Annotated in this window: 10 protein-coding genes and 2 pseudogenes; 7 read left to right on the forward strand and 5 right to left on the reverse strand. The window is 53.4% G+C overall.

Annotated features, from left to right (window positions below):
• Nucleotides 1-91: 91 nt before the first annotated feature.
• Nucleotides 92-934: pseudogene (locus JK202_RS01130) on the reverse strand (transposase); the annotation flags it as partial.
• 215 nt (nucleotides 935-1,149) lie between these two features.
• On the opposite strand from JK202_RS01130, the gene JK202_RS01135 reads away from it, so the two are divergent.
• Nucleotides 1,150-3,000, forward strand: coding sequence for a hypothetical protein (locus tag JK202_RS01135; RefSeq protein ID WP_211557223.1), 1,851 nt, complete (start codon nucleotides 1,150-1,152; stop codon nucleotides 2,998-3,000).
• Nucleotides 3,001-3,092: 92 nt separating this feature from the next.
• Here the strand turns inward: JK202_RS01135 and JK202_RS16540 are convergent.
• Together JK202_RS16540 and JK202_RS01140 are read right to left on the reverse strand one after the other, a co-directional pair.
• Nucleotides 3,093-3,538, reverse strand: a pseudogene (locus tag JK202_RS16540) (IS481 family transposase); the annotation flags it as partial.
• A gap of 313 nt (nucleotides 3,539-3,851) precedes the next feature.
• Nucleotides 3,852-4,667, reverse strand: a complete 816-nt coding sequence (locus JK202_RS01140) for a biliverdin-producing heme oxygenase (RefSeq protein WP_349291807.1) — start codon at nucleotides 4,665-4,667, stop codon at nucleotides 3,852-3,854.
• A 20-nt stretch (nucleotides 4,668-4,687) separates the two neighbouring features.
• Here JK202_RS01140 and JK202_RS01145 point away from each other — a divergent pair, with 20 nt between their 5' ends.
• Genes JK202_RS01145 through JK202_RS01160 form a run of 4 tightly spaced genes read left to right on the forward strand, consistent with a single transcriptional unit; the run spans nucleotide 4,688 to nucleotide 9,739 of the window.
• Nucleotides 4,688-6,967, forward strand: coding sequence for a TonB-dependent hemoglobin/transferrin/lactoferrin family receptor (locus JK202_RS01145; RefSeq protein WP_211557225.1), 2,280 nt, complete (start codon nucleotides 4,688-4,690; stop codon nucleotides 6,965-6,967).
• Nucleotides 6,967-7,911 (forward strand): hemin ABC transporter substrate-binding protein, encoded by a 945-nt coding sequence (locus JK202_RS01150; RefSeq protein ID WP_211557226.1) that lies wholly within the window; start codon nucleotides 6,967-6,969, stop codon nucleotides 7,909-7,911. Before JK202_RS01145 ends, JK202_RS01150 begins: the two co-directional genes overlap by 1 nt.
• Nucleotides 7,908-8,936 (forward strand): iron ABC transporter permease, encoded by a 1,029-nt coding sequence (locus JK202_RS01155; protein WP_211557227.1) that lies wholly within the window; start codon nucleotides 7,908-7,910, stop codon nucleotides 8,934-8,936. Before JK202_RS01150 ends, JK202_RS01155 begins: the two co-directional genes overlap by 4 nt.
• The gene (locus JK202_RS01160; protein ID WP_211557228.1) at nucleotides 8,933-9,739 is read left to right on the forward strand and encodes a heme ABC transporter ATP-binding protein; all 807 of its coding nucleotides are present in this window, start codon (nucleotides 8,933-8,935) and stop codon (nucleotides 9,737-9,739) included. The genes JK202_RS01155 and JK202_RS01160 overlap by 4 nt, the downstream gene beginning before the upstream one ends.
• A gap of 114 nt (nucleotides 9,740-9,853) precedes the next feature.
• Here the strand turns inward: JK202_RS01160 and JK202_RS01165 are convergent, their stop codons facing one another.
• Nucleotides 9,854-10,609, reverse strand: a complete 756-nt coding sequence (locus tag JK202_RS01165) for an anti-sigma factor (protein WP_211557233.1) — start codon at nucleotides 10,607-10,609, stop codon at nucleotides 9,854-9,856.
• A complete protein-coding gene (locus tag JK202_RS01170; protein WP_211557235.1) occupies nucleotides 10,606-11,112 on the reverse strand; it encodes an RNA polymerase sigma factor in 507 nt (168 codons plus the stop codon). The genes JK202_RS01165 and JK202_RS01170 overlap by 4 nt, the downstream gene beginning before the upstream one ends.
• A 173-nt stretch (nucleotides 11,113-11,285) precedes the next feature.
• Here JK202_RS01170 and JK202_RS01175 point away from each other — a divergent pair, with 173 nt between their 5' ends.
• Both JK202_RS01175 and JK202_RS01180 read left to right on the forward strand, forming a co-directional pair.
• Complete coding sequence (locus JK202_RS01175) at nucleotides 11,286-12,371, forward strand: catalase family peroxidase (RefSeq protein ID WP_249199497.1); 1,086 nt, start codon at nucleotides 11,286-11,288, stop codon at nucleotides 12,369-12,371.
• Complete coding sequence (locus JK202_RS01180; RefSeq protein WP_211557237.1) at nucleotides 12,368-12,895, forward strand: cytochrome b; 528 nt, start codon at nucleotides 12,368-12,370, stop codon at nucleotides 12,893-12,895. The genes JK202_RS01175 and JK202_RS01180 overlap by 4 nt, the downstream gene beginning before the upstream one ends.
• Nucleotides 12,896-12,978: the final 83 nt, after the last annotated feature.

Consider the following 12,978-nt stretch of genomic DNA (forward strand, 5'->3'; position numbering starts at 1 on the left):
CACAAGCCGGAGGGGTCGAAAAACCGCTGATTGATGCACTTGTCTCGTGATCTTGGCTTTCGGTATGTCAATTAATGGCTACCGTAATGACCTTATGATCAGCAAAGGCATGCTTGACACGCAATCGATTGACCGACTTTCCGGCATTGGGTCTCTGGATATGCCGGGGTAAAGGCTTGAAATGCGGCTTTTTCCTGTGGACCTTCGAGACATAGCCCTGCTTTTTTATAAAGTCTTCGTTGACTTGCGAGCAATAGGCTGGGTCAGCCCAGACCGTTGAGGCCGTGTTGGTTTTATCCAGCAGGCCTTCGCGCAGTCTGGCGCCATCACTGGCGGCCGCATCGATTGTTTTCCATTTCCGGATCAGACGAAACTTCCGGTCGATGGAAGGATGCGATCTTTAGCCAGAGAACGGGATGGCGAGATCGGTTGCAGGGAGCGTCCCATCATCCTGACGCTTCGCTTTGGTGAACTTCAATGTCCAGCGGGCGTGCCTGTCCTTGTGGGACAGTTTGGCTGACTTGTTTTACCACTCTTTGGGAATTCGCCCTGCACGTAAATCCACTTTCTCAGTGTTAGTGGTACGTTGCTGGGGGCAGACGCTCGCAAAACAGCCAGACCGCTTTAGTATCAGGCACACGGCTAACAGACCTAATCCCAGAAAACACATGAAGGACAGTCGGTCGTTGATCAGGTATTCCGTCCGCTCGTCGGGCGGATTGGTCAGCGTCTGGATCACCAGAATCTGAATAATCTGCACCGGATCAAACGGCGGACGGCCCCCTTTACTCCCATCTGAATACGCCAGTGCCGTATCCAGATCAGGGCAGAACACTTCAAAATTCACAATCCGGGAATAGCCTTCAAGCTGATCACCGAGCCCAGTCAACCAAGCAAGCCGCTCTTCAACATCAAGGAAACCGGACTGCTTCATCTTCCATTTCCACCACCAACGCAGGAGAAATGGAATCATAGGGAGCGCACCAAAACCAGAAGGTTTTTAGAACCCTCAGCTTGAATTTCCCTTGACTACACGCAGAAATTATGCTTATGTTATATTATTGGCTACTTATATTTCGAGTATAAATAGCTAAACCAATCAATATATTCGCTATTTTATGGGGAATGGCTTTGCACAAATTCCTTAGCATGCCTGCATTTTTTCTGGCTTTATTTCCTTTTTTCGCTGCAACAGCTCAAGATGTTCCGTTAGCCTATAAAGCTAAAAATGGACAATATTTACCCACAACAATAGTTACCAAACTTGACGGAAATCAAAACCCTCTACTTTACACATATAAAGGAAATGATAACCTGTGGCATAATGCGGAAATAAGTGCATTTGCCTGTGGAGTTGACAGTGATGGCCACCCGACAGCGTGCCCTGAACCAGTGTCCATGTCTGCTCTTAATTCTTACATACCGCTGGTTAGCATTAATAAGCCAGCAGGTGTCGCTGGTCTTAATACAAAATCGGCAATAACTGCGCCTTTATCTTCGATTGGATCCAGCAACTTTCTGGATACAAACAATGTATCTGTTTTAGCTGTGAATCCGTCACAAGCAGACGATACCGTTCCTGGACGAAATTATTGGAACCTGATGAAGCCTCATGCCTTTTTGGTTGGAGGCACACGTGTCGGCACTCTGACTGACGGCGATTATGGCGCTGATTCCCAGCTTTATATTGTTGGACATGCCGACGGCATAGGCGGTCAAGGATGCCTTCTCTGCATCCACGATGGCCCGGGCTCCGTCACTGATTTTCTACCAGGCATTTCCACTAACTGGAACACAATTGCTGGCATTGCCTCTTATGGTTCTGCCGACCAGTCTCTGGAATATATTTCTGCAAGCAACCAGCCAAGCACTTTAGAGCTTTCTGTTGCTTCATATACTGCAACAGAAATTGTCCTTGGAACACCGATGACAGCGGAACAAATAGCGCGCATCCATTTTGGAATGTACGTTATGACTAACAGTATCGACACATCCGTAGCTACTCCGGCATTCTCGGCATCTTCTGACCTACCCGCCAAGAATTATTATGCGTCACTCGTAGATCACGTCATTGACAGCACCCATATCGCAGTTATCGGTTGGGCAGTCCCAGGTCAGAATAATGCTACGGTAGGGCAAATTCCCAGCACTTCAAACCTTGATACCGTATGGACAAATTTCGGAACTCCAACCGTCGGAATTGGGGCCAATACAGGATCAGGAATCTTTAACTGGCGGATCGACCACAATGATGTAACCAATAGCTGGGTACATGAATATGGTGCCGAATACGATATCCGGAACTCCGGTCTCGCAGGTTCTTTACGCGTCACGCCATTGACCATTGTTGAAGAAGGCAATGCCCCTTCTGCAAATAGTTGGGGATTTAAAATTAATGCTCCCATGAACCCTGATCTGCTGGAACTGGACGGAGGAGCAAACTCGAAGATTATCAATGCTCCTGGCGCATTCTTTGCTAATGGCAGCGGATCGACTTCTACCAGCACCCCCGACCATGAATTTGGTGAATGGGATGCTTTTCTTGATTCTGTTGATAACATTCGCCTCGCTGCGTTCATGCATCGTAACAGCGGTTCTACAGGCTATGTCAGCGCTGAAGTTTACATCGGAGCACATGCGAATGATGCCTTCGGAAATTCTCCTTACACAGCGACATCCGGCGCCATGATGGGCGCTTTGGGACTGAATGTCGGCGGCAATGTAGGTTCCGCATCTCTCTGTGGCGGCTCCAGTGTCAACGTTCTTACCTGTTCGCTGCGAGTGAACTTTGACGGGGCAATTTATGCCCAGTCCAATATCAATGCTAGCGGAGACGTTATTACCTCTGGGAACATATCCGCAAATAATGGCACTATTAGTACCAAGAATTCAACCGTGAGCGATCAGGCAACATTTTCGAGCCTTTCTGGCACCGGGAATGCCTATGCCTGCCTAGATGCTTCAGGAAAGCTTTATCGTAGTTCAAGCCCCTGCAATTGACGCCTTTGCGATGCATATGCCCCGAATAAATCAATTAAGTTTTTAAGGGAATTTCAGACCGACCAGTATATACTGGAAAATTGATCTGCCTAATCAATAATCACGAAGAGAAACTCCTCATCTTCAACTGCCTGCACTTCCGCGATATCGATGTGGATAAAACCGATTGGGGAGTGTTTGAAGGGCTGCTTTGCAGGTTTGTATCCCTCATACCCAACAGACGAGAAATCCCAGGACGCTTAAAACATCGCTTCAGGGGTGAGTGTGTCAAATAAAGGATGCTGGCCTGTAGGACAGAGAAACAGTCATCCAGATGAGCAGCAGGGTCTGTCACAGAAAGCAACCACCATACTTCGTCCATCTTGGAACAGTGTTGAGCGCGGCTCTTTGGAACGAGTCGTCTGACCCTCAACGCTCAGACGCTTCCGCCACTTTGGCACTCTTTCGGGTTAATTCCGAATTTCTCGCTCAGCACTTCAAGTGAAGCCTGCGGTCGCTGTGTAGCTGCTCGCACTGCGTGTGTGGTCGTAGGGCTTATATGGCGGTCTGCGCCAGAGTCCCTCCTTCCACCAAAGTGAAAATATTCTCACCTTAAATCCCGGGACTGAACACCTCGTTTCCGGCGCAATTACGGAGCGGGACGTCATCGATGGTGTGCGGTGGCAAACCAACGAAGAAGGATACTCCGTTTTCAAAACTATGAATTACGGATGGACTGTCATGGCACATGGCAGTCCTTTCCTCAGGTCGGAATATGTCTCTTTCTCTGTACAGTTCGCGGAGATGGCTGCTCAAGGTTTCATAGACGCATTCCAAAATTTGAAGAACCATCCGCATCGTGACTTAAAAAATCATGGCAATGTTTGAATGTTTTCAGAGTGCGACAAATATTTTCTTACATGTGCGAAGGCATCCTGCGCGCCCTGGATACATAGCTCGGCATCCAGTTTTACAGTCTGATCGATAGCTTCACGAAACATTTTCCACGACGTTCCTCTTCCTTCAGGGTCCGGAGCCAGATGTCGTGCGCCAAAGCTGGATGTAAAACCAATTTTCTGTGCAAGTTTTATCAGAAAACCGGCTCCGAGCTTGGACCCCTCCCCGACATACAGCCATCCGGCTGCAGTAGAGGCATCCTGTGTGGGCAGGGGTGTTTCGTATGCTGGAAGAGGTTCGCCAAGATCTTTCAGATCATCATGAATCATCGAAAAACGGTTTCTGGTTGCAAGATCTGGAATGATGTCAGCAAGCACATGATGGCGGTACAGAGGATCAAGATGCTGGTGAAAACGGTACTGTAGAAGCACAAAGTCGCGATAACCCTGGGTTGTGGCAAACATGTTCCGGGACATGATGCTCTGGTCCAGCGTCTCATGCGTTGTGGTGGTCGCTTCCTTGAGACGGCGCGAGAGGGGCAGCATGCATGTGTCGTTCATCAAACTATGAGCCTTTCGGTGGTATGCCGCTCTTCGGATAAGGAAAAGCAGCGCAGATGCAGATCGGTTTGGTGTAACCAGAAAAATACACTCGTTTTGTTGCGAACGATAATCATAAGCAACAAACGAGAATTCCAGTTGACGGGCGCTTTTCAACAACCCTACATGCGATCGATTCTCATTTGCAAGAGCAAAGGTTTTCCGCAATGCCAAGGTTCTGCCCGCGACCACGTCGCATCTTCTTTTCCCATATGCTGGCAACCACGGCGCTGGCCTGCGCCTGCGTCACACCTGCTCTTGCAGCTCCTCTGGATCCTGATCAGAGGACGTCCAAGTCCGCCGTTTCCACGACCACTCCCAAAACAAACACAGGCTCTACGGTCTCCCCTCAAGCCTCGATTGCATTGCCCACCGTGAAGGTGAAGGGGGCTCAGGACATTATTGATTCAATGAAATTCGATCCCGATGCCGATCACAGTTCTATTGGTATGGCCGGAGTTCTCACTACGACGACCACGTACAAGACGTTCCGCGACCGGCAGATTGACAGTCTGGAAGACTATTCCCGTCGCGTGGATGCATCAGTGAATTACAGTGCCGGAAATTCCAGCATCAACATTCGCGGCCTTGATCAGAACCGTATCCAGACAACCATTGATGGTGTCCGCATGCCTTGGGCGAATGATGGTGCGTATGCCGGGTCGTTCAGCACCGCGCAGGGAGGTGTCAGCGCCTTCGACTTCAACTCCCTTGGTGCCATTGATGTGGTCAAAAGTGCGGATTCCAGCTTCTTTGGTACAGGTTCTCTCGGTGGCGTCATCGCCCTCAGGACACTTGATCCGGAAGATGTTCTCAAACCGGGCAAGACGTTCGGCGGGATTACGAAACTGACCTATAATGGATCTGCGGAAGCCGCTCTTCTCGATCAGGCGTTTGCCGCCCGCTATAAGAACACGGTCTTCCTGCTTCAGGGCGGTTACCAGAACGGGAGCGAAACAGGAAACGAGGGAAACACCTACGGTTACGGGCGTACCCGAACCGCCAAAAACCCGGCCAGCTACAGTCAGGGCAGTTTTCTTGGCAAGATCCGCCATTATTTCGAAGGCGGGCATCGGATCGGCCTGACGGGCGAATGGTTCGATCGCAATTACAATGAACGGACACGGACGTCTGAATCCACTGCCACTGATCACTATACAACCAAAAGCGAAAACCAGCGGTCGCGTATTTCGGGAAATTACGATTATCAGGGCGAGACGCCAACGTCACTCTTTAGCGAAGCTCATTTCCTGGCGTATTGGCAACAGATCAAAACCGATACTGACATTACCAACAATGATACCGCAAAGGCTTCCACCTATACTCACGAACACCTTTCTCTACCGGTGCAATCCTATGGTGTGAAAGGTTCAGCTACGAACAATATCTTTACTGGTCCGCTTCATCACGTCATCACCTATGGTGGTGAAGCCTTCCTGACGGATACATACCAGACCCAGACCGGTCAGCACGCCACATCCAGCCCTTATGTGCATGACAATTTTTCGGACATGCCAAAGGTTCATGGCACCGATCTTGGCGCACTGGTGCAGGATCGTATCGGCATGGGTGCGAACGAATGGTTCCACATTACGCCCGGTTTCCGGTTCGACTATTTCCAGCGTGATCCCCACAATACCGCCTCCTACCGGGCCAATGCCGGCTACACCGGCCTGCCACATGGGGCTCATGGATCGCATTTTTCTCCTAAAGTTCTCGTCGAGGGCAAGGTCACGAAGGATCTGACGCTTTATGGCCTGTACTCGCAGGCCTATCGCGCGCCGTCTGCGACAGAAGAATATCTGAATTACAGTACGGCCCCCTTCTATCAGGTTGTCGGTAATCCCAATCTCAAGCCTGAAAGCAGTAAGGGTTGGGAAGTTGGTTTGAAATATGGGGACTCCGAGCACGGTATCAATGTGTCCTTTTACGATAACTATTATAAAAATTATATCGATATGGATGGTATTACCGGGTGTTCCGGTTATTACCTGTGCTACGGCTATATCAATCTTTCACATGTTCGCATTTACGGTACTGAAGCCAACGTTCACTGGGCCTTTGACAAGCACTGGCACACATGGGGATCGTTTTCCTATACGGACGGGCGCGATACAGACATGAACTTCCATCTTGCTTCCGTTGCACCTTTTCGGGGCATCATCGGCTTTGGATACAAGACGGACCGCTGGGGCAGCGACCTGTCAGCCACTTTCGCCACGCACCGGAATGACGCCAAATATCTGACATCGACCGGCACGCTGACCAGTCAGTGGAAGACGCCAGGTTACGTTCTTTTTGATCTGACTGGCTGGTATAGCCCTTCGTTCTACCGTCCGCTCCGTATTCAGGCCGGAATGTATAATATCTTCAACAAAGCCTATTACAATGCGGCGTCGCTCCCTTATGGCGCATCTTCCTCATCATTGTCCGAACGTTACTACACGCAGCCGGGTCGTTCCTTCAAAGTCACTGCAAGGATTGATTTCTGATGACGATCCGTCAGCCTCACCCGACGCGCCGCAAATTCGTCGTTTCCGTAGGGCTGCCAGCAACGCTGGCCCTGATCGGCGGTACGTTACAGTCGGCATATGCTGACAGTGCACAGCCGCAATCCATCCGCGACTGTCGTGGACGGATCGTCCGGCCTGGCCCTGCTAAACGGATCGTCTGTGTCGGTGGAACCATAACAGAAACACTCTATGACCTTGGTGCAGCAGACCGCATCGTCGGCATCGACATCACTTCGACATGGCCGCCGCAGGCACTCAAGGAAAAGACGTCTGTAGGGTACATGCGTACTCTGTCCGCAGAGGGAGTGCTCTCTTTGCAGCCGGATCTCATTCTGGTCATGAACGATGCGGGTCCGCCTGCGGCACTACAGCAACTGGTGGCATCTGGCACCCCGCTCATCTTTGTGGATGCCACGCCTTCTGCGGAAGCCATTCGAACCCGCACCCTGTTCCTGGCTGGAATTCTGGATGCACGCGACGCGGGGCAGCGATTATGCAGACGGATCGACGACAGTTTCCACGCTCTTGCGGTTTGGCGTGCTGCCCATCCGGTCAGCCGGCGCGTATTGTTTGTCATGCGCATGACAAACGGTCATCCCATGGCAGCAGGGACTGGGACCGCCGCCGATGCGGTAATCCGGCTGGCGAGCGCGCTCAACGCTGGCGAAAGCATGCAGGGCTACAAGATCGTGGATGATGAGGCTCTGGCCACACTGCATCCGGATATCATTCTGACCATGACACAGGAGGAAGCTCATCTTCGCTCACAACTGCTCGCCAACCCGGGGTTCCGGCTTACGCCCGCCGGGCAGCGCGGTGCCGTCATTTCGATGGAAGGTGAGCGTCTGCTGGGTTTTGGACCACGAACGCCGGAAGCTGCCCTTGATCTGGCCCACATGATCGAAGCTGCGGCACCCGCATGATCATTGCCCGTCCTTCGTCCATCATCGTTCTGCTGGGCTTGATGGTTCTGCTAATCATAGCGACTGCCGGGGCTCTGATGGTCGGAGCGACGGGCCTTGGTTTCCGAAACCTTCTGCATGTCGGCATCAATGGAAAGCATGATGCCTCATGGCTGATTGTAACCCAGATCCGTGGGCCCCGGGCATTTCTGGCCATTCTGGCGGGTGCGGCTCTGGCGGCATCAGGAACAGTCATGCAGGGACTGTTTCGCAACCCTCTGGCCGATCCCGGACTGATCGGGGTCTCCTCTGGCGCTGCTCTTGGCGCCGCGATCATGATTGTTTTGGGCGGCGCAGGATCTGTACCGGACTTTCTGTCTGACTGGATGGTCCTGATCAGCGGCATGATCGGAAGCCTTGTCTGCACGACACTGCTCTATGTTTTTGCCACCCGCAACGGCTTGACCTCCACGACACTGATCATGCTCGCCGGTGTGGCACTGGGAGCGTTCTCAGGTGCCATAACAGGCATTCTGATTTTCCGGGCGAATGATACGGCCCTGAGAGATCTGACCTTCTGGACAATGGGAAGCCTGTCCGGTGCGGCCTGGTCACATAATCTCGTCCTGCTGCCTTTCCTGCTGGTTGCAGCAATCCTCATGACTTTAATCGCTAAGCCCCTGAACGCCCTGTTGCTGGGCGAGGACAATGCCAGCCTCATGGGTTACCCGGTTCAGCGCATCAAATGTCTGGCCATGTTTGGTGTCGCCTTCGCAACCGGTCCGGTCGTTGCCTGTGTTGGTGTCATCGGATTTATCGGGGTCGTGGTGCCCCATCTGGTCCGCCTTGTAACAGGACCGGACCATCGTATCCTGTTGCCGGCGAGCGCCCTGCTGGGAGCCTCACTTCTCCTGGTTTCTGACACACTGGCACGGGTAATTGCCCTTCCTGCTGACGTCCCTGTCGGTGTCGTAACGGCCGCTATTGGGGCGCCTGCCTTCATCTGGCTTCTGACCCGCAGCCATCAGGCGGATATTCCGTCATGAGCCTGCAGATGAAGGATGTCTCATATGGGCTTGGTGGTTGCGTGCTTCTGAATGGGATCAGCTTTTCTGTTAACCCGGGCGAGGTCGTTACCGTTATCGGTCCAAATGGTGCCGGGAAAAGCACATTACTGCGCCTGGCAGCAGGGCTTCTGGCGCCATCTGCGGGCCAGATCACCCTTGATGACCGTGATCTTTCGACATTTTCAGGTGCCGACCTTGCGAAACGTCGTGCCATGCTCGCACAGGACTCACAGCTCCGGGCGCGTTTTTCCGTTCGGGAGCTTGCAGTGCTGGGGAGGTTGGGATGTTCTGTTACCCGGCTTTCAGAAGACAGGGTAACGCGGGCTCTGGAAGATGTCGGTCTTGCCCATCTTGCAGAACGGGACATTCTCAGTCTCTCAGGTGGAGAGCGTCAGAGGGCCCATTTCGCACGGGTTCTGGTGCAGCTTCGCAGTACGCATGAGCGCTCACGTCTCCTGCTGCTGGATGAGCCGATTTCAGCTCAGGACCCTGCACGACAGAAACTGATCCTGACTCTTGCGCGCGCCCATGCCCATGAACGTGGCGGGTCCTGTCTGATGGTTCTACACGACCTTAACTGGGCCGCAGCAGTATCGGACCGGATCATTGTCCTCCATGAAGGGCGCATTCATGCAGAAGGCAGCCCTGCGGAAATTTTGACCACGGATATACTGACGACCACCTTCCGTATCGCGGGCCAACCCGTGCATGTTCATGAAGGCTCCGGCAGACCATTCATTATACCACACGACATGATTCACCCGGCTCTTCACGCTCTTTAGGGTGAATTACGCCACCAATACGCCAAGCCCACGCACTCCCTGTGAGGAACAGTCCTGCGGTCGCAGGCTTCATTCCCGGCGATGAAAACATCAGGCTGCAGGACGCCCTGCCCTTCAACTGGCTTTTGCCATCAGATCGCGGGCATGGTCAGCCAGAGTGTGCAGGCTGCTCATGGACGTATCGGCGACCATACTGATCCCCAACCCGTTCTGGGCCCAGAGATAACCCGGCAGATGCTGCATCGGACGCATGGGGGCAGTAACGTCCACACCATACATGGGACGCACAAACAGGGAGATCCGTGCGCCGCTGTTATCTTTATAGAAGAAGACGCAGGCCGGACCATGATCGGTCGTAACCAGTTGTCCGCCCACAAGGTGATAGCCTGCTGCGGACAGATCCGGTGGCTGTACCGGGCGCCCCAACATTTTCCCGCCCCATGCTGTGAGTTGCACAACATTGCTTTCCGTAATCGTGCTCCCTTTGCTGGCCTCACGCACGATGGTCGCTTCCTGTTCAACGGCAGCCAACCCGACGGGTACGCGGCGATCACGGAGGAACCATCCGCTGTCAAACCCTATCGACAGTGCAATGGCGATGGAGGCTGCCATTCGGGGCATGCTGGAATGCATGGCGCTCCGTTGCCGCAGGTTTGAAATATTGAAGCGCGCCGGTATGGGCTGCCGGAGTTCCGCCCCCAGTCCGGCACGGAGGGCCTCACGCTCGTTTTTCCATGTCATGACACGCTGCAATGTCTCGGGATGACTTTCGAGCCAGTCCTCCACTGTTCGCAGGCGTTCGGGAGACAGAAATCCATCAACCCAGGCCTGCAGATCATCTTCGGTCACGGGGCGATCAGGCTGTGTCATTTCACTCTCCGGAGCACAGGGCGTTCTTCATGCTCGACAAGACTGTGCAGGGCAGCACGTGCACGGGAAAGGCGTGACATCACGGTCCCGATCGGCAGATCCAGAATTTCTGCAACTACGCCATATTGAAGCCCTTCAACACTCACCAGCATCATGATCTGTCGATGATCATCAGACAGATGTCCAAACGCCTGAACCACTTCCTGCCACTCCAGATAAGGGAGCTGGTCGGCCTCCTGCAACTGTTCAGGCTGCATGGATTCCGTCCATGACACGAAGCGCCGGAAACGCCGCCAGTGATTGACGTTGAGACGATGCGCGATCGTGAACAGCCACGCGCGCAGGTCAGGTTGGCCACGAACCTGATGCAGGCGCGTGAGGGCTCGCTCCAGACAATCCTGTACGAGATCATCCGCCTGCGACGGGTCGCGGGTCAGGACACGAGCATATCGTCTCAACGCCGGAATGGCGGCTTGCAACCTGAGATGCGCATCATCACTCAACTCCGTCTTTGCCTTTCACAGGGTCACTCTCCCAGACAAAGACGTTCTGGGAGGCAATTTATTCCGCATCAAACAGCCGAATACGAAAATATTTTTCAGTAACGCGTTTTCCTGGGAATAAATCCAGCCTGCCTGACGTCTTTGCGGCAGATAACCGCATTGGATCGAAACCCATGGCTCAAAAACCTGCACGCCCACCCATGCTGGCCCTACGCTGGCTTGGCGTTGGTGCCGTACCTGCGGCACTTGCGTTGGCCTTCCTCTGGACTAGCGCCTGTTTTTCTCCCGCCCGTGTAACGCAGAACCGCCTGATGAGCGAACTGCATAACGCCGGAAGCTACGGACATGGTTTCCGAAGAGCTCACGCCAAGGGAGTCTGTGTCAGCGGATGGTTTGATGCGAGCGGTGAAGCTTCGCATCTGTCACGCGCGGCCGTGTTCCATGAGCAGCATGTACCGGTTATTGGGCGGTTCGCTCTTGCTGTAGGGCAGCCTTATGCGCCGGATAGCACAGCCACCGTGAGGAGTATGGCGCTGCGCTTCACGCCACCCGACGCACCTGAATGGCGGACGGGTATGAATGACCCACCGGTTCTGCCGCTGCGCGATGCGCATGATGTGTCAGATTTTTTTGCATCGCAGCAGATCGATCCGGCAACCGGAAAGCCTGATCCGGCCCGAATGAAAGCGTTTGGCGCGACCCATCCCTGGCTTAAATCCGCAGCCGCAGAAAATGCTCATCGCCTTATTTCATCGGGGTTCGCAGACGATACGTTTCACAGCCTCAATAGCTTTGTCCTGAGCGCCGCAGACGGTACGACAACACCGGTTCGTTGGGCGATGATCCCAACGCAACCGGTTGCGCCAAGTGATGTGCAAGGCGGCGATCATGAATATCTGTTCCGCAAACTTATTGATGACATTCACGGCCACCCCCTGCACTGGCATTTGGTAATAACTGTGGCGGGTGCGCATGACGCCATCAATGATCCCAGCCAGATCTGGGCACAGAATGACCAGACGATCGATGCCGGAACCTTGACCCTGAATTCCATTGAAAGCGAGGATGACGGGCCCTGCACGGGCATCACCTTTGATCCGCTCGTTTTGCCGCCGGGCATTCAACCGTCGGATGATCCGATCCTTCAGGTGCGCTCAGCCGCTTACATGCGGTCATTTTCACTCCGCTCTGGCGAAAAACATAGCCCAAGCGCTGTAACGACCAACCTGATTCAGGCCTCTGAAAGCAAAAAATCATGACCCGGATGGCATCCTTCCCGCTTCTGTCACGCGTCTTGCACTGGCTCATGGCCATCATGATTTTGGCTATGCTGTTTATCGGCCTGTTCATGGCGTCTTCGGTCGGGCCGAATTATCACCGACTGGTAACACTGCATCGCCCTCTGGGCATCGCGATCCTTGTGTTGGCAATCCTGCGCCTGGGAAATCGCCTTCGATCATCCGTTCCGCCCCTCCCAGATGATTTGCCGCGCCTTTTAAGACGTGCTGCTACAGCTTCGCATATTTTGCTGTACGGACTAATGATTGCTCTGCCTCTTGTAGGCTGGGGAATGCTCTCCGCAGGTGGATTTCCCATTCCGCTATGGGGACAGTCCGTTCTTCTGCCTGCAATTCTGCCGCACAATCCGGTGCTTTGGTCCTGGCTTCGCTCTACCCACACGATCCTGGCATTTTCGCTCTTCGGGCTGGTTCTGGCTCATATCGCGGCCGCCCTGTTTCATGGGTTTATCCGCCGTGATGGCGTGCTGAAGAGCATGACCTAGAGTGGCGGGTATTTTCTATGAATACCGGATAGCCTCTATTGGATAGGAAGAGGCTTCCAAACACAAATCTCAGTCAGTCCTTG

The sequence above is a fragment of the Gluconobacter sp. Dm-62 genome (assembly GCF_018256155.1).
GTDB lineage: Bacteria > Pseudomonadota > Alphaproteobacteria > Acetobacterales > Acetobacteraceae > Gluconobacter.